Consider the following 25284-nt stretch of genomic DNA (forward strand, 5'->3'; position numbering starts at 1 on the left):
CCGCCCCGGGCTCCGGTTCCACCGCCGCTCCCGGCTCCGGGCCCGCCCCCGCCGCCGGCGCCGAGCCGGCCGCCCGGCCCGGAAGCGACCTCGGCTGGCTCCTCGACGATCTCGTCGCCCGGACCGATCACGTCCGGCAGGCCGTGCTGCTCACCGCCGACGGGCTGCCGCTGAGCCACTCCGAGGGGATGCGGCGCCGGGACATCGAGCACCTCGCCGCCGTCTGCTCCGGCTTCCACAGCCTGGCCCGCTCGGCGGGGGACCGGTTCGGCGCCGGGGAGGTGCGGCAGACCATGGTGATGCTCGACGACGCCTACCTCTTCGTCACCCCGGCCGGACACGGCAGCCGGCTCGCCGTCCTCAGCGACGTCCGCACCGACGTCGGCCAGCTGGCCCACGAGATGGCGCTGCTCGTCCGCCGTCTGGGCCGGCACCTGGACGCCGCCGCGCGCACGGCCCCCTGACGACCGCGGTGAGCGACGAGCACTGGTACGAGGACGAGACCGGCTCACTGGTCCGCCCCTACACCGTGACCCGGGGCCGTACCGAACCCTCCGGCCGGCACACCATCGATCTGCTGTCCCAGGTCACGGCCGTGGACATGGGCGCGGACGCGGGCCGGCCGGACGTCGACCATGCCCGCGCGGCCCTGCTCGCGCTGGTGCGGCGCGGTGCCCGGCCGGTCGTGGAGCTCGCCGCCGACGCCGACCTGCCGCTCACCGTCGTACGCGTGCTGCTCGGTGATCTCGCCGAGGCAGGCCTGGTGCGGATCGACGCGCCGCGCCGGGTGGAGCCGGTCGGCCCCGCCGCCGACCCCGAGCTGCTCAAGGAGATCGTGGAGCGGCTGAGGGAGCTGTGAGCTCCTGCCCCGCGCAACGAATCGCCGCCGGGTCCCCGCCGGACGCAACGAACCGCTCACCGGCGCGCAACGGCTCCTCCTTGTCCGGTCCGGCCCGCCGACCGTACGGTCTAACTGACCCCCAGACCTCCTTCCGTACCCGGTGAGGACCCGCATGCGCACCGCCCTGCTCCAGAGCTCCGGCCGCCCCGGCTCGACCGTCGAGAACCTCAAGGTGCTCGACGAGGCCGCCGGCCGGGCCGCCGCCGCCGGCGCCGGGCTGCTCGTCGCCCCGGAGATGTTCCTCACCGGCTACGCGATCGGCGACGACATCGACCGCCTCGCCGAGCCGGCCGACGGCGACAGCGCGGACGCGATCGCGGAGCTGGCCCACCGGCACGGCCTCGCGATCACCTACGGCTACCCGGAGCGCGACGGCGATCGTGTCCACAACGCCGCCCAGCTGATCTCCGCCGACGGGACCCGGCTTGCGAACTACCGCAAGTCCCACCTCTTCGGCGGCTTCGAGCGGGACCACTTCACCCCGGGCGACCAGCCGGTCGTGCAGGCGGAGCTGAACGGCCTCACCGTCGGGATCATGATCTGCTACGACGTGGAGTTCCCGGAACTCGTCCGCGCCCACGCCCTGGCCGGCACCGACCTGCTGCTCGTCCCGACGGCGAATATGCACCCGTTCGAGCTCGTCGCCGAGTCCCTGGTCCCGGTGCGGGCCTGGGAGAACCAGATGTATGTGGCCTACGCCAACCGCGTCGGCCAGGAAGGCGAGTTCGAGTTCTTCGGGCTGTCCGCGCTGGCCGGACCCGACGGGGTCGCCCGCGCCCGCGCCGGCCGCGGCGAGGAACTCGTCCTCGCCGACCTCGACCCTGCTCTCCTCGCCGCCTCCCGCGAGGCGAACCCGTACCTGAAGGACCGCCGCCCCGGCCTCTACGGGTCCCTGGCCTGACCTTCCCCGCTCACTTCACACTTTTCGCTTTTCGCAAGGAGTCCGTACCCCATGACGTCCACGGTGCCCAACGCCGTCGAGCACGCCGACGAGCAGCAGCCGCCGATCACCATGTTCGGCCCGGACTTCCCCTACGCCTACGACGACTTCCTCGCCCACCCGGCGGGCCTCGGCCAGATCCCGGCGACCGAGCACGGCACCGAGGTCGCGGTCATCGGCGGCGGTCTGTCCGGCATCGTGGCCGCGTACGAGCTGATGAAGATGGGCCTGAAGCCGGTCGTCTACGAGGCCGACAAGATCGGCGGCCGGCTGCGGACCGTCGGCTTCGAGGGCTGCGACCCCTCACTGACCGCCGAGATGGGCGCGATGCGCTTCCCGCCCTCCTCCACCGCCCTCCAGCACTACATCGACCTGGTGGGCCTCGAGACCCGGCCCTTCCCCAACCCCCTCGCGGAGGCGACCCCTTCGACCGTCGTGGACCTCAAGGGCGAGTCGCACTACGCCGAGACGGTCGACGACCTGCCGCAGGTCTACCGTGACGTCGCCGCCGCCTGGGACAAGTGCCTGGACGAGGGCGCCGACTTCTCCGACATGAACCGCGCGATGCGCGAGCGGGACGTGCCGCGCATCCGTGAGATCTGGTCCAGGCTCGTCGAGAAGCTCGACAACCAGACCTTCTACGGCTTCCTCTGCGACTCCGAGGCCTTCAGGTCCTTCCGGCACCGCGAGATCTTCGGCCAGGTCGGCTTCGGCACCGGCGGCTGGGACACCGACTTCCCCAACTCCATCCTGGAGATCCTCCGGGTCGTCTACACCGAGGCCGACGACCACCACCGCGGCATCGTCGGCGGCTCCCAGCAGCTGCCGCTGCGGCTCTGGGAGCGCGAGCCGGAGAAGATCGTGCACTGGGCGTACGGGACGTCGCTCGCGAAGCTGCACGAGAACGGCGAGCCGCGGGCCGCCGTGACCCGGCTGCACCGCACCACCGGGAACCGGATCACGGTGACGGACGCGAACGGCGACATCCGCACCTACCAGGCGGCGATCTTCACCGCCCAGTCCTGGATGCTGCTCTCCAAGATCGCCTGCGACGACTCGCTCCTCCCGATCGACCACTGGACCGCGGTCGAGCGCACCCACTACATGGAGTCCTCGAAGCTGTTCGTCCCGGTGGACCGGCCCTTCTGGCTGGACAAGGCCGTCGACGACAGGGGAAATCCGACCGGCCGGGACGTGATGTCGATGACCCTCACCGACCGGATGACGCGCGGCACCTACCTCCTGGACGACGGCCCGGACAAGCCCGCCGTGATCTGCCTCTCCTACACCTGGTGCGACGACAGCCTGAAGTGGCTGCCGCTGTCCGCGCACGAGCGGATGGAGGTCATGCTGAAGTCGCTCGGCGAGATCTACCCGAAGGTCGACATCAGGAAGCACATCATCGGCAACCCGGTGACCGTGTCCTGGGAGAACGAGCCCTACTTCATGGGCGCGTTCAAGGCCAACCTGCCCGGCCACTACCGCTACCAGCGGCGCCTGTTCACGCACTTCATGCAGGACTCGCTGCCCGAGGACAAGCGGGGCATCTTCCTCGCCGGCGACGACATCTCCTGGACGGCGGGCTGGGCCGAGGGCGCCGTCCAGACCGCGCTGAACGCGGTCTGGGGCGTCATGCACCACTTCGGCGGAGCGACCGACGCGGCCAACCCCGGCCCCGGCGACGTCTACGACGAGATCGCGCCGGTCGAGCTCCCCGAGGACTGACCCGAGGCTGACTAGACCCCGGCCGCCCGCGCCTTCTCGTACACCTCGGCGGCGACGTCCTTGAGCTCCTGGGCGTCGCGCGCGGTGATCTGGAGGTCGACGAGGATCTCGTCCAGGCCGACCGCTGCGTGGGCCACGAGGTCCTCGACGATCTGGTCGACGCTGCCCTGGAAGGGGCGGCGGTCGGCGCCGTCGTAGGCCTTGGGCGTGTAGGCGGTGTTGACGCGCAGGACTGTCTGGATCGGTTCCGTCCGGCCGCGCTCGGCTGCCAGGTCCTGCAACTCCCGCCACTGCGTGGCCAGTTGTCCGACGCCCATGCCCACGGGCAGCCAGCCGTCCGCGCGGTCGACCAGTCGGCGCAGGGCCTTCCTGCCGTGCGCGCCCAGCATGACCGGAATCGGCCGGGCGGGCTTGGGGCCGACCACGGCGGAGGCGATCTTCGTGACCTCGCCGGTGTAGCGCACGGGGTCGGGGCCCCACACCGCCCGGCACACGTCGATGAACTCGTCGAGCACCTTGCCGCGTTCCTCGAAGGGCCGGACCCCGGCGGCGGCGTACTCGTCGAGGGACCAGCCGGTGCCCAGGCCCGCCACCACCCGGCCGCCGCTCGCCGCGTCCAGCGAGGCCAGGGCCTTGGCCAGTTGGAAGGGGATGTGCAGGGGGGCCACCAGCACACTGCTGCCCAGCCGGGCCCGCTCGGTGGCCGCGGCGGCGAGGGTGAGGGTGACCAGAGGGTCGGCCACGTTCCGGTACTCGTCGGGCCAGGGGACCCCGTCCATGCCGTACAGCCCCTGGGTGGCCGGCTCCGGGAACAGTGCCCGCTCGAAGACCCACAGGCTCTCGTAGCCGATCTGCTCGGCGGTGCGGGCCACGTCGGGGACGTCGGTGCCGAGGGAGTACTGCCGCATCTGGGGAAGACCAAGACCGAGCCTGGTGGTCATGCCGGTGCTCCTTCGCAGTCGGGTGCCTGCCGTCAACGTACGGGGAGCGTCCGAGGATTCCGGAGGCGGCGCGCATGCCGATCGGATCGCGCCACCTCAGTCGCGCAGCGGCGTGAGCAGCATCCGGCCCGCCAGGCCCACGGCCGCGTCCAGCCGCTCGGCGAACTCCTCGGCCACGTCCTCGAACCCGCGCAGCGCCCACAGCGCCCGTGCCGCCGCCCAGGTCGCGTCCCGGGCCCGCTCCAGGCTCCAGGAACCGAGCAGATGGGTCAGCGGATCGGCGATCTGGAGCAGGTCGGGACCCGGCATCAGGTCCTCGCGGATGCGCTCCTCCAGCGAGACGAGCAGGTCCCCCACGCGATCGAACTCGTCCTCCAGATCGGCCGGTGCGCAGCCGAGCGTGCGGCAGGCGTCCACCACGGCCAGCGCCAGGTCATGACCGATGTGCGCGTTGATGCCGGCCAGCGCGAACTGCAGCGGACGGACCCCGGGATGGCGGCGGAACTGGAACAACGGCCGCCAGCAGGCCGGGGGCCGGCGGCCGGCGGCCTCCGCGTCCACGGCGGCCAGATAGCGCTCGGCGAACCGCACGTCCAGGGTGGCCGCGGCCCCGGGGTCCGCGAACCTGCCCGCGTCCAGGCGCCGTTCGACCTCCTCCGTGACGGCGAGGTACACACGGTTGAAGACCGCGATCCCGTCCCGCTCGGGCAGGGCCGCGTCCAGGGCGCGCATCCGGGCGACGACGGTGCCGACCGGAGCGGTGAGGTGGTGCAACTGCGCCATGGGGGAAGGGTCCCAGCCCCGGCCCGGCGCGCGTGCCGACGGGCCCGGCGCTTCCCCGGAACGGGGGAACGGACGTGTCGCGCGGGAGGGTGCGCCGGGCGCCTACGGCCGGGTGTCGTCGTAGGAGCTGGTGCCCTCGTCGAGGAGCGGTTCCCGGCCTTTGAGGTGGGCCGGGGCCATGGCGCGCAGGGCGTGGTAGCCGATGATGACGACCAGGGTGCCGAGGGCGATGCCGCTGAGGGAGAAGGTGTCGGTGAACTTCATGCTGACGTTGCCGACCCCGATGATGATGCCGGCCGCCGCCGGGACCAGGTTCAGCGGGTTGCGCAGATCGACCTTGGCGTGCAGCCAGATCTGGGCGCCGAGCAGGCCGATCATGCCGTAGAGGATGACCGTGATGCCGCCGAGGACGCCGCCCGGGATCGCGGCCACGATCGCGCCGAACTTGGGGCAGACGCCGAAGAGCAGGGCGAAGCCGGCGGCGGCCCAGTAGGCGGCCGTGGAGTAGACGCGGGTCGCGGCCATCACGCCGATGTTCTCGGAGTACGTGGTGTTGGGCGGGCCGCCCACGGCGGTGGAGAGCATCGAGGCGACGCCGTCGGCCGAGATCGCCGTGCCCAGCTTGTCGTCCAGCGGGTCGCCGGTCATCTCGCCGACCGCCTTGACGTGCCCGGTGTTCTCGGCGACCAGGGCGATGACGACGGGCAGGGCGACCAGGATCGCCGACCACTGGAAGGACGGGCCGTGGAAGGACGGCAGCCCGATCCAGTCGGCCTTGCCGACACCGGAGAGGTCCAGTCGCCAGTGGTCGGTGACCTTGCCGCTCGGGCTCATGGAGTGGATCCGGCCGAAGATCCGGTCCAGGGCCCAGGAGAGGGCGTACCCGAAGACCAGGCCCAGGAAGATCGCGATGCGGGACCAGAAACCACGCAGACAGACGACGGCCAGACCGGTGAACGCCATCACCAGCAGGGCGGTCCACTGGTCCTGCGGCCAGTAGGTGGAGGCGGTGACCGGCGCGAGGTTGAAGCCGATCAGCATCACGACCGCGCCGGTGACGATCGGCGGCATCGCGGCGTGGATGATCCGGGCGCCGAAGCGCTGGACGGCGAGCCCGACCAGGAACAGCGCGACGCCGACCACGAAGACCGCGCCGGTCACCGTGGCGCTGGTGCCGCCCTGCGCGCGGATGACGGCGGCCACCCCGACGAAGGACAGCGAACAGCCCAGGTAGCTGGGCACCCGGCCGCGCGTGGCCAGCAGGAAGAGCACGGTCGCGACGCCGGACATCATGATCGCGAGGTTGGGGTTCAGGCCCATCAGGACGGGCGCCACGAAGGACGCGCCGAACATGGCCACCACGTGCTGGGCGCCGAGCCCGACCGTCCGTGGCCAGGAGAGCCGTTCGTCGGGGCGTACCACCGCTCCGGGCGCGGGCGTGCGCCCGTCGCCGTGCAGTTTCCAGCGCACGCCGAGGTCCATGGGGGGCTTCGCTTTCTTTGTACGTGAAGATGGTCCGAACCATTGTCACGGCTACCTGGCAGTTCTACGCTCACACGGTCCTACTCATGAACTGCGTTCATAAGTCTGAATAGACGATCGGAGTCCCGATGAGTGGAAGATCCCGCGCGGCCGTTCTGCTGACGACCCTGGTGGCGTTCGGAGCGGTCCTCGTCCCCTCCGCCCACGCCGCGACCAGAGCCCCGGACACCGCCGTCCTCGACGGCGCCCGGCTCCAGCGCACCAAGGCCGAACTGCGCGACGGCGACCCACAACTGCGGCGCGCGCTCCGTGACTTGACGACCCGCGCCGACACCTGGCTGGACCAGGGCCCCTGGACGGTCGTCGACAAGCCCAAGCCCGCCCCGGGCGGCGACGTCCACGACTACCTCAGCCAGGCCCCCTACTGGTGGCCCACCACCACCCCCACCGCCGACAACCCCTGGGGCTGCCCCTACGTCCAGCGCGACGGCCGGCGCAATCCCGAGGTCGACAGCGGCACCGACCGCCAGGACGTCGAGAAGGTCTTCGACTCGACGTACGACCTCTCCCTGGCCTGGTACTACACCGGCAACCGGGAGTACGCCGAGAAGGCCGGGCAGATCCTGCGCACCTGGTTCCTCGACCCGGCGACCCGGATGAACCCGAACCTGAACCACGCCCAGTTCATCCCGTGCAAGTACGACGGCCGGGCCATCGGCATCATCGACTTCTCCCAGTCGTACACGAGCGTGGTCGACGCGCTGGCGATCCTCGGCAGCGGGGCGCCCGGCTGGAGCGCCGCGGACCGGGCCGGGATGCGGAGCTGGAACACCGGCTTCCTCGACTGGCTGCAGAACAGCGCCTTCGGCAAGGAGGAAGGGGCCGCCGCCAACAACCACGGCACCTTCTACGACATGCAGCTCGCCGCCCTCGCCTACGTGACCGGCGACAAGGCGCTGGCCAGGAAGACCGTGCTGGACGCACGGGCGAAGCGGATCGACCCGCAGATCGCGGGGGACGGCGGTCAGCCGCAGGAGCTGGCCCGCACCAGGAGCTGGCACTACTCGACCTTCGACCTGGTCGCCTACACCCGGCTCGCGGCGATCGGCCGGCACGTCGGCGTGAACCTGTGGAGCTACCGGGGGCCGGACGGGCAGAGCCTGTTCAAGGCCGTGGACTACCTGGTGCCGGCCGCGACCGGGGCGGCCGCCTGGGCATACCCGGAGCTGGAGTTCCACCGGTACGCGGCGAGCGACGTCGTGCACGCGGCGGCCGACGCGGGCGACAAGGCGGCCCGGACGGCGGTGCGGCAGCTGGAGACGCCGCCCGGCGGTGACCTCTGGGCGCTGCGGCCGGCCGCCGAGCAGCTGGACTCGATCGCGGGCTGACCAGCCCCTTCCCGGCCGGGGCTCCTGAGCGTCCGCTTAGGATGGAGTGTCCCCACCGCTTCGTCCAGTGCTCAGGAGCCCCACCCGTGACCGCCGAAGCCCTGCCCGCCCCCGCCCTCTCCTACGGCCGGCTGCTGCCGGTCAGCGTCCACTTCGACGACCTCGACGCGCTCGGGATGCTGCACAACGCCCGCTACCCGCTGCTGGTCGAGCGCGCCTGGACCGAGCTGTGGCACGGGCACGGCATCCGCTTCGACGGCGACTGGGCCGCCGCCGGGGATGCCTGCAACGTGGTCAGGGAGCTGCAGATCGGCTACGAGGCGCCGGTCACCAGGTCGGGCACCTATGCCGTGCACCTCTGGCTGGAACGGCTCGGCACCACCGGCCTGACCTACGGCTTCCGCTTCTGCTCGGCGGACGGCGCGACCACCTACGCGCGGGGCACCCGGGTGCTCGTCCGGCTGGACGCGGCCACCCTGCGCCCCGCGCCGTGGAGCGAGACGTTCAGGGCCGTGGGCCGGGAACTGCTGCGGCCTCGGGGCTGACCTCCGCCCGGGAGCCCCGCGTCCCCGCGCGCAGCACGCCCGCGAACGCCACCAACCCCAGCGCCAGCACCGTGACCAGGCAGAACGACACCACCAGACTGGTCGCCTGGGCGATGCCGCCGATCAGGCTGGGTGCGATCAGGCCCGAGGTGTAGGTGATCGTCGCCACGCCCGCGATCGCCTGACTCGGGTTCGGCCCGGCGTGTCCGGCCGCCGCGAAGCACAGCGGTACGACGACCGCGATGCCGAGGCCCATCAGCGCGAAACCGGTCATCGCCACCGCCGGCTGTCCGGCGAGGACCACCAGCAGCCCGCCGAGCGCGGCCAGCACGCCCCCGGCGCGCACCGTACGGACCGCGCCGAATCGGTTCACCACCGCGTCCCCGCTGATCCGGGCCGCCGCCATGGCCAGCATGAACCCGGTGGTGGTGGCCGCCGCGAGCCCGGCCGAGCTGCCCATCCGGTCCCGCAGGAACACCGCCGACCAGTCCAGGCTCGCCCCCTCCGCGAACACCGCGCAGAAGCCCACCGTGCCGATGAGCAGCGCCGACCGGGGCGGCAGCGTGAACCGCGGCGGCGGTTCCTCGTCCTCGCCGGGCCTGACGTCCAGGACGAAGCCGGCCGCCAGCACGCCGAGCACGGTGAGAACGGCCGAGGCCAGGGCGAAGTGCACGCGGGCGTCCGTGCCCAGATGCGCGGCGAGGGTGCCCGCCGCCGAGCCGACCAGGGTGCCCGCGCTCCACATGCCGTGCAGCCCCGACATGATCGACCTGTCGAGCAGCCGCTCGATCTCCACACCGAGCGCGTTCATCACCACGTCCGCCATGCCGGCGCTCGCGCCGTACACGAACATCGCCAGGCACAGCAGGTACAGGTTGGTCGCCAGGGACGGCAGGATCAGCGACAGCGTCCACATCGCGATCAGCCCGCGCAGCGCCGTACGGCTGCCGAAGCGGTGGCTGATCCGGCCGGCCAGCGGCATCGAGCACGAGGCGCCGAACGCCGTGAACGCGAGCGCGAAGCCCAACTGCCCGGCGCTGAGCGAGGCATGGTCCTGGACCCACGGCACCCGGGTCGCGAACGAGCCGGTGACGGCTCCGTGCACGGTGAACACGGCGGCGACGGCGTACCGCGCGCGCCTCGCCCCGTGCTGCCCGTTACCCACGTCTTTCATGGTCCTGCCCCTCCCCGGGTGGGTGCCGCCCCGCTGTCCGCCGTAAACTATCAGGGACCCTGCCTGATAGATAGGGAGTTATGTGGCCGTCCTGGGCCATACGGATCTGGGAGGATGCCCGTCATGCCCGCATCACCGAGCACCGCCCGGGCCATCAACGACCGGCTCGCGCTGAGCCTGCTGCAGCAGGAAGGCCCGCTGACGGCAGGGCAGTTGAAACAGCTGACCGGACTGTCCCGGCCGACCGTCGCCGACCTCGTCGAACGGCTCACCGCGTCCGGCCTGATCACGGTGGTCGGCGAGTCGGGCGAGCAGCGCCGCGGACCGAACGCCCGGCTGTACGGCATCGTGGCCGACCGCGCGTACCTGGCCGCCCTCGACGTACGCACCGAGAGCGTCTCGGTGCTGGTCTCCGACCTGGTGGGGCGGGTGCTGGCGGAAGGGTCGGTGCCGGTCGCCCCGGAGGCGGGGGAGGCGGCGGCCGTGGAGCGGGCGGTGGAACTGGTGGAGCGGGCGGTGAAGGAGGCGGGGGCGTCCGGGGACGGCGGGCAGCTGCACACCGTGGGGATCGGGGCGCCCGGGCTCATCGACCCGGGCACGGGCGAACTCCGCGACTCGGCGGGCCTGCCCGCCTGGCACCGCCGGCTGGTGGCCACCCTCCAGGAGCGGTTCCCGCAGGCCCGGGTCAGTGTCGAGAACGAGACCAACCTGGCCGCACTCGCCGAGCAGCGGGAGGGTGTCGCCCGGGACCGCGACACCTTCGTCCTGCTCTGGCTGGGAGACAGCTGCGGCGCCGCCGTCGTCCTGGACGGCAGCCTGCGCCGGGGCGCCTCCGGCGGCACGGGCGAGATCGGCTTCCTGCCGGTGCCGGGCACGGTCGGACTGCCCACGGCGACGGACTGCTCAGGGGGCTATCACTCGCTGGTGGGAGCGGCGGCGATCGTGGAGCTGGCGGGGGAGTGCGGAGTGGGGGGCCTGTCTGCCGATCGCGTGGTCGAGGAGGCGGTACGCCTGGCAGCAGGCGGCACCCCGGTCGCGCCCCAAAGGGCCGCGGGCGGTATCGATATGCGGCTCCGCCGCGTGGGCGCGACCAGTCACGACGGCACCGTGGCCGCCCCCCGGCCGGACCCGGAACCTCCCACCGCACACGCCCGCTTCCTGGACACCCTCGCCGACCGCATCGCCGTAGGTGTGGCCGCTGTCGTCGCCGTCCTGGACCCGGGTTGCGTGGTCCTCGGCGGTGAGGTCGGCCCCGCCGGGGGAGCGGCGCTCGCCGCGCGGGTCGAGGCCCGGCTCCGCCGGATGTCCCCCCTGGCCACCGAGGTACGGGCGAGCACGCTCGGCGGCGCGGCCGTCCTGCGCGGCGCCCTCCTCACCGCCCGCGAGCATGCCCAGGACGAACTCTTCGCGGCACACCACTGACCCCGCGCCGCGGGCCGCCGGCGCGGGCGGCCCGGATTGGGCGGGCCCGGCGACGGGCAAGGGCCGTCGTCACCGCCACCGGGTCCGCCCGAACCCTAAAAGGACTAGACCAGTGGGGTCAATAGATGTGAACCACAGTCAAGAGTCCTGGTCCGGGCGCCCGTTGGGCACACGGCGGTCCGGCTGGGAAGTCCAGCGGCGCGAGCTGTGAGGCACCCCACACGGTTCCCCTGTATGGACCACGATCGGGCGTGGCACACTGGCCCTGTACCAGAAGCAGCGCACTCCGGGGTCGGTGAAACTCCGAACCGGCGGTTATAGTCCGCGACCCGTCCGCTTCCAGCGGCCGGTTGACCAGGTGAAATTCCTGGACCGACGGTTAAAGTCCGGATGGGAGGCAGTGCGCGGCGGGCGAGCATGTACGTGTGCGCGCCGCCGTATCTGGTCTCGTCCGTGGCGGACGGGACCTTCTCGGCGTCGCCCTCGGTGTGATCGTCCGTCCATTCTGTCGTCTGTCGACAGACCCCGGAGTCCGTGCCCCGTTGAGGCAGGAGGACCCGGGAAGTGTTCACCGGAATCGTCGAAGAGCTGGGTGAGATCACCGCCGTCGAGAACCTCGGCGACGCGTCCCGTTTCCGGCTCCGTGGCCCCGTGGTGACCGAGGGCGCGCAGCACGGCGACTCCATCGCCGTGAACGGCGTCTGTCTGACCGTCGTGGAGCACGAGGGCGACGAGTTCACCGCCGACGTCATGGCGGAGACCCTCAAGCGTTCCTCCCTCGGCGCCCTGGACGTCGGCTCCCGCGTCAACCTGGAGCGCCCCACCGCGGTCGGCTCCCGCCTCGGCGGCCACATCGTGCAGGGTCATGTCGACGGCACCGGCCAGGTCCTGGCCCGAACCCCCTCCGAGCACTGGGAGATCGTCAAGGTCTCCCTCCCGGCCGACCTCGCCCGCTACGTCGTGGAGAAGGGCTCCATCACCGTCGACGGCATCAGCCTCACGGTCGTCGAGGCGGGCCCCGACTACTTCACCGTCAGCCTGATCCCCACCACCCTCGACCTCACCACCCTCGGCCACAAGCAGCCCGGCGACCCCGTCAACCTGGAGGTCGACGTCGTCGCCAAGTACGTGGAGCGCCTGCTCGCGAACACGCAGGGAGCGGACCGGTGAACTGGCTGAACTCCGAGGCCTTCACCCTCCTCGATCAGCACATCATCTGGTCGGACATGATCGGCAACATCCTCGGGCTGATCACCCTCGCCCTCGGCTGGCGCCGCTCGCTGCTCACCTGGCCGGTGCAGTTCCTCTCCGGGCTGGTCCTGTTCATCGCCTTCTACGGCCACCTCGCCGGCAGCGCGGGCAAGCAGATCGTCGTCATGGTCGTGGCCCTGTACGGCTGGTGGCAGTGGAACCGCAACCAGGGCCGGGTCGAGGACGGCGGTGACGGCCACATCGCGCCCCGCTTCGCCACCTGGCGGGAGCGCGGCGCGATGGTCGCCGCCGCAGCCGCCGGCACGGTCGCCGTCGCCCTGCTCTTCAAGGCCTACCCGTCCCTGTCCTGGGACCCCTGGCCCGACGCCTACATCTTCGTCGGCACCGTCGTCGCCATGTACGCCCAGGCCCGCGGCATGGTCGAGTTCTGGATCGCCTGGCTCCTGGTCGACGTGGTCGGCGTCCCCCTCAACTTCGCCAACGGCTACGCCTTCTCCGGCTTCGTCTACGTCATCTACGGCGCGCTCGTCCTGTGGGGCCTGCGCGACTGGTGGCTGCGCTCCCGCCAGGGCACGCGGCCCGCTCTGGAAGGAGCAACCGCATGACCGCGGCACCCATCCTCTACAGCACCGAAGGCGTCGAGGACCTCACCCTCGACCCGGTCGAGCAGGCCATCGCCGACATCGCGGCCGGGCGCCCGATCGTGGTCGTCGACGACGAGGACCGCGAGAACGAGGGCGACCTCGTCATCGCCGCCGAGAAGATCACCCCCGAGATCGTCGCCTTCATGATGAGCGAGTGCCGCGGCCTGATCTGCGCCCCCATGGAGGGCGAGGAGCTGGACCGGCTCGAGCTGCCGCAGATGGTCGGTGACAACACCGAGTCCATGAAGACCGCGTTCACGATCTCCGTGGACGCCTCCGCCGCGCACGGCGTCACCACCGGCATCTCGGCCGCCGACCGCGCCACCACACTCCGGCTGCTGGCGAGCGGCGAGGCCGAACCGACGGACCTCGTCCGCCCCGGCCACATCTTCCCGCTGCGCGCCCGCCCCGGCGGTGTCCTGGTCCGCAACGGCCACACCGAGGCCGCCGTCGACCTCGCCCGCCTCGCGGGCCTGCGCCCGGCCGGTGCCATCGTGGAGATCGCCGGCGAGGACGGCCGGATGCTCCGCCTCCCCGAACTGATCCCGTTCGCCCGCAAGCACGGCCTGACGATCATCTCCATCGCGGACCTGATCACCTACCGCCGGGCCGCCGAGCCCACCGTGCGCCGCGAGGCCGAGGTCAACCTGCCCACCAAGCACGGCGGCTTCACCGCCTACGGGTACCGTTCCACCGCCGACGGCGTCGAGCACGTCGCCCTCGTCCACGGCGAGATCGGCGACGGCGAGGACGTCCTGGTCCGGGTCCACTCCGAGTGCCTCACCGGCGACGTCTTCGGCTCCGCCCGCTGCGACTGCGGCCCCCAGCTCGACGCCGCCCTGGACCGCATCCAGGACGAGGGCCGGGGCATCGTCGTCTACCTGCGCGGCCACGAGGGGCGGGGCATCGGCCTGCTGTCCAAGCTGCGTGCGTACGAACTCCAGGAGCGCGGCCGCGACACCCTCGACGCCAACCTCGAACTCGGCCTGCCCGCCGACGCCCGCGACTACGGCGCCGGCGCCCAGATCCTGGCCGACCTCGGGGTGCGCAGCGTCCGGCTGATGACCAACAACCCCGACAAGAGCGACGCGCTGCTGAGCCACGGTCTCAAGATCAGCGGACGCGAGCCGATGCCCGTGCAGGCGGGCGAGCACAACCTCCGCTACCTGCGCACCAAGCGGGACCGGATGGGCCACGACCTGCCCTGGCTGGACAAGCCGGCCGTGGCCACCTGCGGAAACCAGTGACAGTGGCCGTCCGCGGCCACCGGCAACCGTGGCCCACCTGCGGCCACCCGTACAGAAACAGCACTGAGGAGAGACGTGAGCGGCAAGGGTGCACCTGAACTGTCCGTACGCAATGTCAGCGACCTGCGGGTCGCGGTCATCGCGTCCCAGTGGCACGAGAAGGTGATGGACGGACTGGTGGACGGCGCCCTGCGCGCCCTGCGCGACCTGGGGATCGACGAGCCGACCCTGCTCCGGGTCCCCGGCAGCTGGGAGCTCCCGGTCACCGCCAAGGTCCTCGCCGGACGCGGCTACGACGCGATCGTCGCCCTGGGCGTGGTCATCCGCGGCGGCACCCCGCATTTCGAGTACGTGTGCCAGGGCGTCACCCAGGGCCTCACCCAGGTCTCCGTGGAGACCGGCGTCCCGGTCGGCTTCGGTGTCCTCACCTGCGACGACGAGGCGCAGGCCCTGGACCGCGCCGGTCTCGCGGGCTCCAACGAGGACAAGGGGCACGAGGCGGTCACGGCGGCGGTGGCGACGGCGGCCACGCTTCGCTCAGTATCTGAACCCTGGCACTGAGCGACGCGGCAATTGGCGTAGTCTGGCGCTCACCATGTCCAACAAGACTTTCGAGGAGCTCTTCACCGAGCTCCAGCACAAGGCCGCCCACGGCGATCCCGCCACCTCCCGCACCGCCGAGCTGGTCGGCAAGGGGGTCCATGCCATCGGCAAGAAGGTCGTCGAGGAGGCCGCCGAGGTCTGGATGGCCGCCGAGTACGAGGGCAAGGAAGCGGCCGCCGAGGAGATCTCGCAGCTGCTCTACCACGTCCAGGTGATGATGGTCGCCCGCGGCATCTCGCTGGACGACGTCTACGCCCACCTGTAGAACCCTTTCCGACAAACCACTCTTTCCGAGCAAAGGAAGCCGACCTCATGCTGCGCATCGCCGTCCCCAACAAGGGTTCCCTCTCAGGCCCTGCGGCGGACATGCTGCATGAGGCCGGTTACCGGCAGCGGCGGGAGTCCAAGGAACTCCGCATCGTCGACCCGGCCAACGACGTCGAGTTCTTCTACCTGCGTCCCCGCGACATCGCGATCTACGTCTCCTCCGGCCGCCTCGACATCGGCATCACCGGCCGCGACCTGCTCGTGGACTCCGGCGCCAACGCCGAGGAGATCCTGCCGCTCGGCTTCGCCCGCTCCACCTTCCGCTTCGCCGCCAAGCCCGGCGAGGCGAACGGCCTGGCGGACCTGAAGGGCAAGACGGTCGCCACCTCCTACGAGGGGATCGTCGCCAAGCACCTCGCCGACAGCGGCGTCGACGCCTCCGTCGTCCACCTGGACGGCGCCGTCGAGACCGCCATCGAGCTGGGCGTCGCCGAGGTCATCGCCGACGTCGTCGAGACCGGCACCTCGCTGCGCAACGCCGGCCTGGAGGTTTTCGGCGAGCCGATCATGAAGTCCGAGGCGATCGTGATCCGCCGCACCGGCGCGGACGCCGAGGAGCCCAAGGTCCAGCAGTTCCTGCGCCGTCTCCAGGGCGTCCTGGTCGCCCGGACGTACGTGATGATGGACTACGACTGCCGGGTCGAGCAGCTGGAGAAGGCCGTCGCCCTCACCCCCGGCCTGGAGTCGCCGACAGTCTCCCCGCTGCACAACGAGGGCTGGGTCGCGGTCCGCGCCATGGTGCCCACCAAGGACGCCCAGCGGATCATGGACGACCTGTACGACATCGGCGCCCGCGCCATCCTGACCACGGCCATCCACGCCTGCCGCCTCTGATCCGGGGCCACGCGCGAGATGTCCGAGCTTCCCGCCCTTCCCGTCACCTTCCGGCCGGGCCACACCCGCGTGATCCTGCTCACCGCGGGTGTCGCGATCTTCGCCACCATCTCCGGGGTCGCACTGCTCCTGGAGCAGCTCGGCCCGGGGGAGAAGCTCAGCTTCGTCGTCACCGGCGCGCTGATCTTCTGGGTGCTGGCCCGGCTGGCCCGGGTGAAGGTGGTCGCCGACGAGTCCGGGGTCACCGTCGTCAACATCGCCGGCGAGCGGCGCCTGGAGTGGGCGGAGATCGTCCAGGTGAACCTCCGACCGGGTGACCCATGGGTCTTCCTCAACCTCAGCGACGGCACCAGCCTGCCCGCCCTCGGCATCCAGCCGGGCATCGCCAAGCGGCGCGCCATCGCCGACGCCACGGCCCTGCGCGCCCTCGCCGAGGCCCACGCGATCCACGACCCCGAACAGCATCAGGGCTGAAATCACGCAACTTCGGGGGCGTCTTGGGGCCGTCGCCCCTGCCGCACCGGCCCCTGTCTTGATTAATCTGTTGGCGGAGGCTTTTCACGTCCCGCCTCCGCCCCTGTGGCGCGCCCCGCGCACAGGGGTTCCTGCTACCCGAGGAGTGACCCTCTCCGGCGATGGACGGATCGTCCTGTAGTACCTGCGCCGCCCCCTCCCGACATACCGCGGACCGCCTTCGCGCAGTCCGCGAGGCTTCGGAGGCGGCGGCATCATGACCACCCCCCTGCTGCTCCTGGCAGCCGCGTTCCTTCTCATCCTCGCCAACGGCTTCTTCGTGGCCGCCGAGTTCGGCCTGGTGACCGTGGAGCGGCCCGAGGCCGAGAAGGCCGCCGCCGACGGCGACAAACGCGCCCGCACGGTCGCCGAATCGCTGAAGGAGCTGTCCTTCCAGCTCTCCGGCACCCAGCTCGGCATCACCATCACCTCCCTCGTCGTCGGCATGCTCGCCGAACCGGCACTGGCCGAGCTGCTGCGCGGCCCGCTGACCGCGACCGGTCTGCCCGAGGGCGCGGTCTCCGGTATCGCCGTCGTGGTGGGCATGCTGCTCGCCTCGGCGATCCAGATGGTGATCGGCGAACTCGTACCCAAGAACTGGGCGGTCTCCAAGCCCCTCCAGGTCGCGCGCTTCGTCGCCGGCCCGCAGGCCCGCTTCTCCCGCCTGTTCCGTCCGGTCATCGCCGCGCTGAACACGGTGGCCAACCGTCTCGTGCGCGCCCTCGGCGTCGAGCCCGCCGAGGAGCTGGCCTCCGCCCGCACCCCCGGCGAACTGGTCTCCCTGGCTAGGCACTCCGCCCAGGCCGGCGCGTTGGAACAGGACACGGCCGACCTGTTCGTCCGCACCCTGTCCCTGGGCGAGCTGACCGCACAGCACGTCATGACCCCCCGGGTGAAGGTCAGCGCGCTCCAGGACACGGCGACCGCCGAGGACGTCGTCAACCTCACCCGGGCCACCGGCCTGTCCCGCTTCCCCGTGTACCGGGAGAAGATCGACGAGATCGTCGGCATGGCCCACCTCAAGGACGCGCTGGCCGTCTCGGTCCACGACCGGCTGCGCACCCCGGTCGGCCGCATCGCCCGCAAGGCCCTGCTGGTCCCCGAGACGCTCCCGGTCCAGCCCCTCCTCGCCCGGCTCCGCTCCGAGCAGCCCATCGCGGTCGTCGTCGACGAGTACGGCGGCACGGCGGGCGTGGTCACCCTGGAGGACATCGTCGAGGAACTCGTCGGCGAGGTCCGTGACGAGCACGACAGCCCGGACGCGCCGGAACTGGCCGCCGCCCCGGCCCAGGACGGCAGGCCCGCCTGGGACGTCGACGGCAGCGTCCGCGTCGACATCCTCCAGCGGATAGGCCTCGACGTGCCCGAGGGACCGTACGAGACGGTCGCCGGTCTGGTCGCCGACCTGCTCGGCCGGATTCCGGCGCCCGGCGACCGTGCCGAACTGCCCGGCTGGCGGCTGTCCGTCCGCCGGGTCGGCCACTACCGCGCCGAACGGGTCCGCCTGGTCCGCACCGCCCCCGCCGTCGCGGAGGCCGCCCGATGAGCGTCCTGCAACTGGTCTTCGCCGCGCTGCTGGTGCTCGCCAACGGCTTCTTCGTCGGCGCGGAGTTCGCCCTGGTCTCCGTCCGCCGCAGCCAGATCGAACCGCTGGGCACGGCCCGGGCCCGCCAGGTCCTCTACGGCCTGGAACGCCTCCCGCAGATGATGGCCGCAGCCCAGTTCGGCATCACCGTCTGCTCGCTGACGCTCGGCGCGGTGGCCGAACCGACGGTGGCCCACCTGCTGGAGCCGCTGTTCGAGGCGGTGCACCTGCCGGAAGGCGTGATCCACCCCCTGGGCTATGTGATCGCGCTCGCCGGAGTGGTCTTCTTCCACCTGGTCGTCGGCGAGATGGTGCCCAAGAACCTGGCGATGGCGGCGCCCGAGAAGGCGGCGCTCTGGCTGAGCCCGGGCCTGGTCGCCTTCGCCCGGGTGTGCCGGCCGATCACCGTCGCCCTCGGCGCCTGCGCCCAGGGCATCCTCAAGCTGTTCCGGGTCGAGCCGAAGGACGAGGTCGAGGCCGTCGTCACCAGCGAGCAGCTCAACCGGCTGCTGGAGGACTCCGGCCAGGCGGGCCTCCTCGACCCGGAGGAGCAGGAGCGCCTGGAGGACGCGCTGGAACTGGGCTCCCGCCCGGTGACGGACGTGCTCCTGCGCCGCGAGTCCCTGATCACGGTCCCGCCCTCGGTCACCCCGGGCCAGATCGTCGAGCTCACCGCCCGCACCGGCTACTCCCGTTTCCCGGTGGCGGCCGAGTCCGGCGCCTTCATGGGCTATGTGCACGTGAAGGACGTACTCGACCTGGAGGACTCGGACCGGGCGGTACCGCAGCAGATATGGCGGCCGATGACGACACTGCGGGCCGAACTGCCCCTCGACGACGCGCTCACGGTGATGCGCCGGGCGGCGACCCACCTGGCGCAGGTCGCTGACGCGAACGGCCGGGTGCTGGGGCTGGCGGCGCTTGAGGACGTCCTTGAGCTACTGGTGGGCGAGGTGACGGACCCGGCGCACCGGGAGCAGGCGGCAACGCCGAGGACGCCGGAGCCGAGGGGGAGCGGGGAGCCGGAGGAGGTCATGGCCGGGTGAGGTCCTAGTTCAGCTGCGGGCGCGTGGGGGTTGGTCGTGCAGTTCCTCCCCCGGCCTTCGGCCGGGGGTACCCCCAGCGCCCCTGACGGGGCGCTTCCCAGCCGTGTCTCACATAACCGCGGGCAGTCGTGCCGCTGGGGCGCTGGGGGCCCCGCTCGAGCGAAGCCGAGAGTGGGGGAGGGTGGGCGCGGCCGGCACCATGCAAGCGTCGGTAAGCGTCCCCACCCCCCGGCCCCCACCCGCAGCTACATCCCGGCCGCCGGATCCTGCGGGCCCCTCCCCGACAGCACCTCGCCGTACGCCTGCATCAGGTCCGGCAGCCGCAGCGTCGCCAGGTCGTCCCGCGACAGCACCCCCGGATACACGGACAACCGCAGATCCCGGTACGCACAGCTCTTCTCGTACAGCGTCCGCAGGAACCGCCCGTTGCCCAGTTCGTCGATCCACCCCTGGTCCACCACGTGCCCGGCGATCGACCGCAGCTCCTCCAGCGCCTCCTCGTCCCACGCGTCCCCGTTCTCGGCCGCCAGGACCTCGCCGATCGACGTCAGTTCGAGGGGACGGTAGGAGGGAAAGTCCACGCGGGTCGTGAAGCGGGAGGACAGGCCCGGGTTGGCGGCCAGCAGGCGGTCCATGCCCTCCGGGTAGCCGGCCAGGATCACCACCAGGTGGTCGCGGTTGTCCTCGGCCCGCTTCAGCAGCACCTGCAGCGCCTCGTCGCCGTACGCGTCCCCCTTGCCGTATCCGGAGTTGGAGAGCGAGTAGGCCTCGTCGACGAAGAGCACGCCGCCGATCGCGGAGTCGATCAGTTCGTTCGCCTTCACGGCGGTCTGGCCCAGGTACTCGCCGACCAGATCGGCCCGCTGCGCCTCCACCAGGTGGTCTCCGCCGAGCAGCCCCAGCGCGTAGAACACCCGGCCCAGGATGCGGGCGACGGTGGTCTTCCCGGTGCCCGACGGTCCGGAGAAGACGAAGTGGCGTTTCGGCGGCTGCACCGGCAGCCCCTGCCCGGCCCGCAACCGGGCCATGTTCAGCTGCGCGGACAGCGCCTTGACCTGCCGCTTCACGGGCTCGAGCCCGACCATGCGCTCCAGTTCGGCGAGCGCCTCCTCAAGTAACGCGGGGTCGGTCGGGCCGGCCGGCAGCGGAGGCGAGGGCACGGCCTTCTCGCGCACCGCCGGGTCGATCACCGACGGCATCGCCCCGGCCGGCGGCTCCGGGTCCCCGAGCCGCAGGTCGCGTCCCTCCGTACCGAAGAGCGGGTCGAGCATGTCCGGCCCGTCCACGACGTCCCCCGCACCGGTGAGGGTGATCGCGGCGAAGTCGGCGGTGTCGTCGTACCCGTCGCCCTCGGCTATCGCGGCCAGCCGCGCCGAGGTGTCCATGAAGGCGGGGTCGACGCGGTGCACGGCCCGGTAGAGGGGGAGCGCTGCGGCGCTGCGGCCGGTGCCCTCGTGCGCCCGGGCCAGCCAGTAGCGCAGCTCCTTGCGCTGCGGCTGCTCGCTGCGGCAGCGCATCAGCGCGGCGGAGAGCAGGGGTTCGGCCTGGCCGTACATCTCCAGGCGGACCCGGGCCATACCGCCGAACAGGCCCGCCTCGATGCCCAGCATGGGGTCGTCGAGGAGTGGATCGGTGTGCCGCACCAGCTGCTCCCAGTCCTTGACCAGGTAGGACCGGCAGGCGTGCAGGAAGCGGACCTGGGGGTCGGCGTCCACCGGCGGCAGCCCGGCGAGGGCCCGGTCGAGCTCCGGGACGTGCCGGCCGTCCAGCCAGTGCGAGGCGTGCGCGAGGAGGAGATCGCGCGGGCTCTCGAGCACCGGTTGCACCCACCAGCCCAGCCAGTACCAGGAGTTCAGGGCGCGGCGATGTCGGCCGCGCTGTTCGCCGAAGCGGTCCCGGTGCCGGAACATCCGCAGCAGCGCGGTCGTCGTGTCGACGCGGAGCGCGTGCAGTCCGAGCCAGGCGTCGGCCATCCCGGGATCCATCCGTACCGCGGCGCGGAACTCCTCCTCCGCCTGCGGATAGGCGCCCATCGTGTAGGCGTCCACGCCTCGCAGCCAGGCGAGGTCGGCCGGGGCCTCGGGGCCCTGCGTGCCGAAATCCATCACGTCCCCCACAGACCGTGCCCCCGTGGTTGGCCCCGGGCTCCCCCCGATGGCCGCCGTTGGTCGAACCGCTGTGCCGCGGACCGGAGTTGCAGGTGCGCGAAGCAGCCGTTCGAAGGTCGCACCGAGGGCATCGTACCTGCGGTTCCACCGCCCGCCGAAGGGTGCCGCACAGGTCGTTTGGCGAGGTGGGGGCAGACGGGGCGCACACGGGTCGGTGACCGAGGGTGAGCGTGAGGGCGCGCGCGGCGCACGCAAAAGGGGTAAAGGGCAGAACGAAGCCCCCGATCACGGGGGAACAACCGGGGGCTTCGCGTCTGCAGGGCGGCTTCGAACAGCCGCTCATTCAGAACGTAAGTCCTGTACGGCCCCCCGGTCAAGCCGAGTTGAGGTACTCGGGCAACTTCTTGGAGGCGCGTCTTCACAAGTTCAGCACACGGCCGACGGTCCGTCACGGTGGGTGATGGTCTGGTCCGGTCCAACCGTCTTCGCGGGCCCCGGCAGCACCTCGTATCCCTTTTGTGACTGTGTCACCAGAAGGTCGGCGTACGGCCTTGAGGGGTCTTCGCTGAAGTGTTCGTGTTCAGCCCTGACCCATTCGGCCCAGAAGTCCCGTTGTTCCGCGCCGTCCCGCGCCCTGCCCCGCGTCCAGGCCTCCTCGTGCGGCAGCTCCATCCACAGCAGCCGCGCCAGGTAGGGGCGCAGCGCGCGGCGGCCGGCGCCGACGCCCTCGACGAGGACCACCGGGGCCGGCGGCAGTGGGCGGGGCGGGCCGAAGCGGCGGGTGTGCCAGTCGTAGGGGGAGTAGTGCGCCGTCCCGCCGTGTCCGAGCGGCCCGATCACCTGGGTCAGCAGCCGGCCGGTCCAGGCGAACAGCTCCTCGTGGCTGGCGATGTCGTCGAGGTGCAGCACCGGCGCCCCGCCCAGGGCGGTGGCCAACCGGCCGGCGAACGTGGTCTTTCCGGACCCGGCGTGCCCGTCGACGCCGACGAGGCGGACCGGGCCGCAGGAGGGCGGCAGGGCTCTGAGTGCGGAGGCGAGCTGGTGAATGGCCGTTCCCGAGGTGTGCTGCGGTGTGGGGTGTTTTCCGGAAACATTCTAGTAGTGCGGCGCATAGCGGGCGTTTCCGGCTCCGGGAAAGTATCGGCTTGAACTAATTTCGAGCCGTTCTCCGCCGAGCCCATTAATATTTCCGACGGGCTGACCGATATGTCGACCTCGCGCGTTTCCGGTGCGCCCGGCCCTGAGTAGGGTGCCTTTAGTGTGCACGCGTCGAACGGGGACGGACAGGGGAAGATGGTCGCGGAGTTATTCGAAGGGCACTACGTATGGCATCCGGCGGCCGACGACCGCTTGCTCGCGAGCGTATGCGTGGACGTGCGCGCCGGGAGATATCTGAGTGCCCGTGAGGCACTGGCCGAGACACGTGCCGACTTCGCGCTGCGCGCCCACCGCTCCCTGGTCCTCGCCTCCGAGGCGGCCGGCACCGATCTGGTGGAGCGGTGGCTCGCCGAGGAGCCGGGCCCCGAGTCCGCGCTGATGTGGGCCCGGGTGGCCGTGCAGCGGGCGATCCGGGCGGCCGACTCCCGTGACGAGCGCGCCGAGGCGCTGGAGCGGATCGCCCTGGCCGCCTGCGAGCGGGCCAGCGCCATGGACCCCGCCGACCCCACGCCCTGGGCCGCCAAGCTGGCCATGGCCCGGCTGCACCGCCCGCACGACCCCGCCCCCGGCGGCCTGCTGACCTCCCCGGCCGGCCCCTGGCGGCTGTTCGCGCACACCCTCGCCCTCGACCCCTGGCACCGCGAGGCCCACCACCGCTTCCTGTCCTTCTTCTTCACCCGGTACGGCGGCTCGGTCAACGCGGCCTGGGACGTCGCCGCCTTCCTCGCCCAGCGTGCCCCCGCCGACTCCGCGCTGCGGCTGCTGCCGCTGGTCGCGCTGGTGGAGAGCCACAACCCCACCCAGCTGCTCGCCGAGCGGGTCTGGGAACAGCCCCAGTGGCGCAGCACCGCGTTGTCGATCTACCACAACTGGCTGCCCATGGTTGCCGGATACCGCTTCACCCCGGTGCTCGACCTGGCCTACCTCGCGCACGCGCTGGTCATGGCCCAGTGCGAGTTCGAGGCCCGGGCGGTCTTCACGGTCATGGGGCCGTACGCCTCACGCATGCCCTGGAGTGTCTTCGGCGAACCGGCCGACCAGCTCTCCCGGGCCCGCCGCGCCTGCGGCCTGCCCATCCCCTCCTAGAGTCCCAGAGAAAGGCCGGCACGTGTCAGAACGCACAGCGGACCCCGTCACATTCGACGACGACGCCACCCTGCACGCGATGGGTTATCCGCGGAAACTCACCCGCCGATTCCAGGCGTTCGACAATTTCGCCATCTCCTTCACCATCATCAATATTCTCTCGGGGATTTTCTCGTCCTTCGGATTCGGTATGAACGCGGGCGGCCCCCGCATTCTCGTGTTCGGCTGGATCGGCGTCTGCGTGATGGTGCTGTGCATCGGTGCCGCCATGGCGGAAGTGGCCTCCGCCTATCCGACGAGCGGCGCCCTGTATTTCTCCGCCGGTAAGCTCGCCAAACGGCACAAGGGCGCCTGGTCCTGGTACACGGGCTGGCTGAACTTCGTGGGCCAGATCGGCGGCACCGCGGCCACCGGTTACGCGGCCGCCACCTTCATCCAGGCCTTCATCGCCCTGCAGTGGCCCTCGTACACGCCGACCGCCCATCAGACGGTCCTGATCACGGCCCTGATCATCGTGGTCCAGGGGCTCGCCAACACCTACACCGTCCAGCTCGTCGCCGTACTGAACCGGATTTCCGTCTGGTGGCTGCTGATCGGACTCGTGGTGATCGTGAGCACACTGATCGTGATGCCGGACCATCACCGGTCGGCGTCCTTCGTGACGCATTTCGTGAACAACACCGGCTTCACCAACGGCCTTTACGGGGGCCTGCTCGGGCTGCTGGTCACCAGCTGGACCTTCACCGGCTTCGACGGCAGCTTCCACATGTCCGAGGAAACCGTCCAGGCGACCGTCAACGCACCCAGAGGGATCATCCGTTCCATCGGTTATTCGGCGATCACCGGCCTGATCCTGATGCTCGCGCTGGTGTACAGCATCGGCGACTACACCAAGGTGGCGAGCTCCTCCGCGCCGCCCGTCCAGATCCTCATCGACGGACTGGGCATGGGCTGGGCCAAGGCGATGCTGCTCGTCGTCATCGGGGCCATGCTCTTCTGCGGCCTCGCCAACCTCACCAGCAACACCCGGCAGATCTTCGCCTTCTCCCGGGACGGCGCGATGCCCGGCTCCCGCCTGTGGCACTCGGTCTCGCCCCGCACCCGGACCCCCGTCAAGGCCGTCTGGCTCGCGGTGGCCTGCTCGGTCGCCCTGGTGGTGCCGGGCTGGTGGTCGCACACGGCGTTCACCGCGATCGTCAGCGTCAACGTCGTCGGCCTGTTCCTCGCCTACGCCGTGCCGGTGTTCCTGCGGCTGCGCCTGGGCGACGACTTCCAGCCAGGGCCGTGGAACCTGGGCCGCTGGAGCAGGCCGGTCGGCTGGCTGGCGGTGATCTGGATCCTGCTCAGCAGCGTCCTGTTCATGCTGCCGCAGGCCTCGCCGATCACCGTCGACTCCTTCAACTACGCGCCGATCGCGCTGGCCGTCGTCCTGGCCGTGGCCACGGTCTGGTGGTTCGCCACCGCCCGCCGCCGCTTCCAGGGGCCGGTCAGCTACGGCCGCCCCGACGAGGTCGCCGCGATGGATCTCATCTGAGCCGGCGAGGACCCGTACGAAGGGGGCCCCGGCGACCGAGCCGGGGCCCTTTCAGCGGACGAGACCAATATTGGTGGGCGTGGCAC

Annotated in this window: 23 protein-coding genes, 1 pseudogene and 1 riboswitch; of the genes and pseudogenes, 18 read left to right on the plus strand and 6 right to left on the minus strand. The window is 71.4% G+C overall.

Translation table 11 applies throughout. The features are described 5' to 3' along the window. Positions 1 to 44: 44 nt before the first annotated feature. The 4 genes and pseudogenes from ACFY0P_RS31650 to ACFY0P_RS31665 all read left to right on the plus strand — a co-directional run. Positions 45 to 464 (plus strand): annotated as a pseudogene (locus tag ACFY0P_RS31650) (roadblock/LC7 domain-containing protein); the annotation flags it as partial. A gap of 8 nt (positions 465 to 472) precedes the next feature. Then, complete coding sequence (locus ACFY0P_RS31655) at positions 473 to 859, plus strand: DUF742 domain-containing protein (protein ID WP_388920640.1); 387 nt, start codon at positions 473 to 475, stop codon at positions 857 to 859. A gap of 154 nt (positions 860 to 1013) precedes the next feature. Then, a complete protein-coding gene (locus ACFY0P_RS31660; RefSeq protein ID WP_388920643.1) occupies positions 1014 to 1802 on the plus strand; it encodes a carbon-nitrogen hydrolase family protein in 789 nt (262 codons plus the stop codon). A 51-nt stretch (positions 1803 to 1853) separates the two neighbouring features. Next, entirely contained in the window at positions 1854 to 3566 is a 1713-nt protein-coding gene (locus tag ACFY0P_RS31665; protein WP_388920646.1) for a flavin monoamine oxidase family protein, read from the plus strand. Positions 3567 to 3577: 11 nt separating this feature from the next. Here the strand turns inward: ACFY0P_RS31665 and ACFY0P_RS31670 are convergent, their stop codons facing one another. The 3 genes from ACFY0P_RS31670 to ACFY0P_RS31680 all read right to left on the minus strand — a co-directional run bounded on the left by ACFY0P_RS31670 (position 3578) and on the right by ACFY0P_RS31680 (position 6772). Further along, positions 3578 to 4507: an LLM class F420-dependent oxidoreductase gene (locus tag ACFY0P_RS31670; RefSeq protein WP_388920649.1), complete on the minus strand. Its 930-nt coding sequence runs from the start codon at positions 4505 to 4507 to the stop codon at positions 3578 to 3580. A 96-nt stretch (positions 4508 to 4603) separates the two neighbouring features. Beyond that, positions 4604 to 5290 (minus strand): DUF5995 family protein, encoded by a 687-nt coding sequence (locus ACFY0P_RS31675; RefSeq protein ID WP_388920652.1) that lies wholly within the window; start codon positions 5288 to 5290, stop codon positions 4604 to 4606. 102 nt (positions 5291 to 5392) lie between these two features. Further along, the gene (locus ACFY0P_RS31680) at positions 5393 to 6772 is read right to left on the minus strand and encodes a uracil-xanthine permease family protein (RefSeq protein ID WP_388920655.1); all 1380 of its coding nucleotides are present in this window, start codon (positions 6770 to 6772) and stop codon (positions 5393 to 5395) included. A gap of 128 nt (positions 6773 to 6900) precedes the next feature. On the opposite strand from ACFY0P_RS31680, the gene ACFY0P_RS31685 reads away from it, so the two are divergent. Together ACFY0P_RS31685 and ACFY0P_RS31690 are read left to right on the plus strand one after the other, a co-directional pair. Then, a complete protein-coding gene (locus ACFY0P_RS31685) occupies positions 6901 to 8160 on the plus strand; it encodes an alginate lyase family protein (protein WP_388920658.1) in 1260 nt (419 codons plus the stop codon). A gap of 86 nt (positions 8161 to 8246) precedes the next feature. Next, the gene (locus ACFY0P_RS31690) at positions 8247 to 8705 is read left to right on the plus strand and encodes an acyl-CoA thioesterase (RefSeq protein ID WP_388920660.1); all 459 of its coding nucleotides are present in this window, start codon (positions 8247 to 8249) and stop codon (positions 8703 to 8705) included. Here ACFY0P_RS31690 and ACFY0P_RS31695 read toward each other — a convergent pair. Beyond that, on the minus strand, positions 8665 to 9879 hold the full coding sequence (locus ACFY0P_RS31695) for an MFS transporter (protein ID WP_388920663.1): 1215 nt from the start codon (positions 9877 to 9879) through the stop codon (positions 8665 to 8667). The genes ACFY0P_RS31690 and ACFY0P_RS31695 overlap by 41 nt on opposite strands. A 123-nt stretch (positions 9880 to 10002) precedes the next feature. Here ACFY0P_RS31695 and ACFY0P_RS31700 point away from each other — a divergent pair, with 123 nt between their 5' ends. From ACFY0P_RS31700 to ACFY0P_RS31745, 10 genes are all read left to right on the plus strand, one after another. Then, positions 10003 to 11301: an ROK family transcriptional regulator gene (locus tag ACFY0P_RS31700; RefSeq protein ID WP_388920666.1), complete on the plus strand. Its 1299-nt coding sequence runs from the start codon at positions 10003 to 10005 to the stop codon at positions 11299 to 11301. Between the two features lie 277 nt (positions 11302 to 11578). After that, positions 11579 to 11709, plus strand: a riboswitch (FMN riboswitch). 156 nt (positions 11710 to 11865) lie between these two features. After that, positions 11866 to 12471 (plus strand): riboflavin synthase, encoded by a 606-nt coding sequence (locus ACFY0P_RS31705; RefSeq protein ID WP_388920669.1) that lies wholly within the window; start codon positions 11866 to 11868, stop codon positions 12469 to 12471. Continuing rightward, positions 12468 to 13118, plus strand: a complete 651-nt coding sequence (gene pnuC, locus ACFY0P_RS31710) for a nicotinamide riboside transporter PnuC (RefSeq protein ID WP_388920672.1) — start codon at positions 12468 to 12470, stop codon at positions 13116 to 13118. Before ACFY0P_RS31705 ends, pnuC begins: the two co-directional genes overlap by 4 nt. Next, positions 13115 to 14404 carry a bifunctional 3,4-dihydroxy-2-butanone-4-phosphate synthase/GTP cyclohydrolase II gene (locus tag ACFY0P_RS31715; RefSeq protein ID WP_388920675.1) on the plus strand — a complete coding sequence of 430 codons (1290 nt, stop codon included), beginning with the start codon at positions 13115 to 13117 and terminating at the stop codon, positions 14402 to 14404. Before pnuC ends, ACFY0P_RS31715 begins: the two co-directional genes overlap by 4 nt. Before the next feature lie 75 nt (positions 14405 to 14479). Next, positions 14480 to 14965, plus strand: coding sequence for a 6,7-dimethyl-8-ribityllumazine synthase (ribH, locus tag ACFY0P_RS31720; RefSeq protein ID WP_388920678.1), 486 nt, complete (start codon positions 14480 to 14482; stop codon positions 14963 to 14965). A 34-nt stretch (positions 14966 to 14999) separates the two neighbouring features. Next, positions 15000 to 15272, plus strand: a complete 273-nt coding sequence (locus tag ACFY0P_RS31725; RefSeq protein WP_030946750.1) for a phosphoribosyl-ATP diphosphatase — start codon at positions 15000 to 15002, stop codon at positions 15270 to 15272. Between the two features lie 47 nt (positions 15273 to 15319). Further along, on the plus strand, positions 15320 to 16168 hold the full coding sequence (hisG, locus tag ACFY0P_RS31730) for an ATP phosphoribosyltransferase (RefSeq protein WP_388920681.1): 849 nt from the start codon (positions 15320 to 15322) through the stop codon (positions 16166 to 16168). A gap of 18 nt (positions 16169 to 16186) precedes the next feature. Further along, on the plus strand, positions 16187 to 16642 hold the full coding sequence (locus ACFY0P_RS31735; RefSeq protein ID WP_388920688.1) for a PH domain-containing protein: 456 nt from the start codon (positions 16187 to 16189) through the stop codon (positions 16640 to 16642). Positions 16643 to 16898: 256 nt separating this feature from the next. Further along, positions 16899 to 18227: a hemolysin family protein gene (locus tag ACFY0P_RS31740; RefSeq protein WP_388920691.1), complete on the plus strand. Its 1329-nt coding sequence runs from the start codon at positions 16899 to 16901 to the stop codon at positions 18225 to 18227. After that, complete coding sequence (locus ACFY0P_RS31745) at positions 18224 to 19312, plus strand: hemolysin family protein (RefSeq protein ID WP_388920694.1); 1089 nt, start codon at positions 18224 to 18226, stop codon at positions 19310 to 19312. The genes ACFY0P_RS31740 and ACFY0P_RS31745 overlap by 4 nt, the downstream gene beginning before the upstream one ends. A 245-nt stretch (positions 19313 to 19557) precedes the next feature. On the opposite strand, the gene ACFY0P_RS31750 is transcribed toward ACFY0P_RS31745, so the two are convergent. Both ACFY0P_RS31750 and ACFY0P_RS31755 read right to left on the minus strand, forming a co-directional pair. After that, positions 19558 to 21417 carry an AAA family ATPase gene (locus ACFY0P_RS31750; protein ID WP_388920697.1) on the minus strand — a complete coding sequence of 620 codons (1860 nt, stop codon included), beginning with the start codon at positions 21415 to 21417 and terminating at the stop codon, positions 19558 to 19560. 429 nt (positions 21418 to 21846) lie between these two features. Then, positions 21847 to 22467, minus strand: a complete 621-nt coding sequence (locus ACFY0P_RS31755; RefSeq protein WP_388920874.1) for a uridine kinase — start codon at positions 22465 to 22467, stop codon at positions 21847 to 21849. 246 nt (positions 22468 to 22713) lie between these two features. On the opposite strand from ACFY0P_RS31755, the gene ACFY0P_RS31760 reads away from it, so the two are divergent. Beyond that, entirely contained in the window at positions 22714 to 23664 is a 951-nt protein-coding gene (locus ACFY0P_RS31760; protein ID WP_388920876.1) for a hypothetical protein, read from the plus strand. 79 nt (positions 23665 to 23743) lie between these two features. After that, the gene (locus ACFY0P_RS31765; RefSeq protein WP_388920879.1) at positions 23744 to 25198 is read left to right on the plus strand and encodes an amino acid permease; all 1455 of its coding nucleotides are present in this window, start codon (positions 23744 to 23746) and stop codon (positions 25196 to 25198) included. Positions 25199 to 25284 lie beyond the last annotated feature (86 nt).

The organism is Streptomyces sp. NPDC001714 (assembly GCF_042892755.1).
In the GTDB taxonomy this organism is placed as follows: Bacteria; Actinomycetota; Actinomycetes; order Streptomycetales; family Streptomycetaceae; genus Streptomyces.

Bases quoted from the DNA above. Each gene is read 5' to 3' on its own strand.
- ACFY0P_RS31660 (WP_388920643.1), top strand. From the start codon at position 1,014: ATGCGCACCGCCCTGCTCCAGAGCTCCGGCCGCCCCGGCTCGACCGTC.
- ACFY0P_RS31665 (WP_388920646.1), top strand. From the start codon at position 1,854: ATGACGTCCACGGTGCCCAACGCCGTCGAGCACGCCGACGAGCAGCAG.
- ACFY0P_RS31670 (WP_388920649.1), bottom strand. From the start codon at position 4,507: ATGACCACCAGGCTCGGTCTTGGTCTTCCCCAGATGCGGCAGTACTCC.
- ACFY0P_RS31675 (WP_388920652.1), bottom strand. From the start codon at position 5,290: ATGGCGCAGTTGCACCACCTCACCGCTCCGGTCGGCACCGTCGTCGCC.
- ACFY0P_RS31680 (WP_388920655.1), bottom strand. From the start codon at position 6,772: ATGGACCTCGGCGTGCGCTGGAAACTGCACGGCGACGGGCGCACGCCC.
- ACFY0P_RS31685 (WP_388920658.1), top strand. From the start codon at position 6,901: ATGAGTGGAAGATCCCGCGCGGCCGTTCTGCTGACGACCCTGGTGGCG.
- ACFY0P_RS31695 (WP_388920663.1), bottom strand. From the start codon at position 9,879: ATGAAAGACGTGGGTAACGGGCAGCACGGGGCGAGGCGCGCGCGGTAC.
- ACFY0P_RS31700 (WP_388920666.1), top strand. From the start codon at position 10,003: ATGCCCGCATCACCGAGCACCGCCCGGGCCATCAACGACCGGCTCGCG.
- ACFY0P_RS31715 (WP_388920675.1), top strand. From the start codon at position 13,115: ATGACCGCGGCACCCATCCTCTACAGCACCGAAGGCGTCGAGGACCTC.
- ACFY0P_RS31725 (WP_030946750.1), top strand. From the start codon at position 15,000: ATGTCCAACAAGACTTTCGAGGAGCTCTTCACCGAGCTCCAGCACAAG.
- hisG (WP_388920681.1), top strand. From the start codon at position 15,320: ATGCTGCGCATCGCCGTCCCCAACAAGGGTTCCCTCTCAGGCCCTGCG.
- ACFY0P_RS31735 (WP_388920688.1), top strand. From the start codon at position 16,187: ATGTCCGAGCTTCCCGCCCTTCCCGTCACCTTCCGGCCGGGCCACACC.
- ACFY0P_RS31740 (WP_388920691.1), top strand. From the start codon at position 16,899: ATGACCACCCCCCTGCTGCTCCTGGCAGCCGCGTTCCTTCTCATCCTC.
- ACFY0P_RS31745 (WP_388920694.1), top strand. From the start codon at position 18,224: ATGAGCGTCCTGCAACTGGTCTTCGCCGCGCTGCTGGTGCTCGCCAAC.
- ACFY0P_RS31750 (WP_388920697.1), bottom strand. From the start codon at position 21,417: ATGGATTTCGGCACGCAGGGCCCCGAGGCCCCGGCCGACCTCGCCTGG.
- ACFY0P_RS31760 (WP_388920876.1), top strand. From the start codon at position 22,714: ATGGTCGCGGAGTTATTCGAAGGGCACTACGTATGGCATCCGGCGGCC.
- ACFY0P_RS31765 (WP_388920879.1), top strand. From the start codon at position 23,744: ATGGGTTATCCGCGGAAACTCACCCGCCGATTCCAGGCGTTCGACAAT.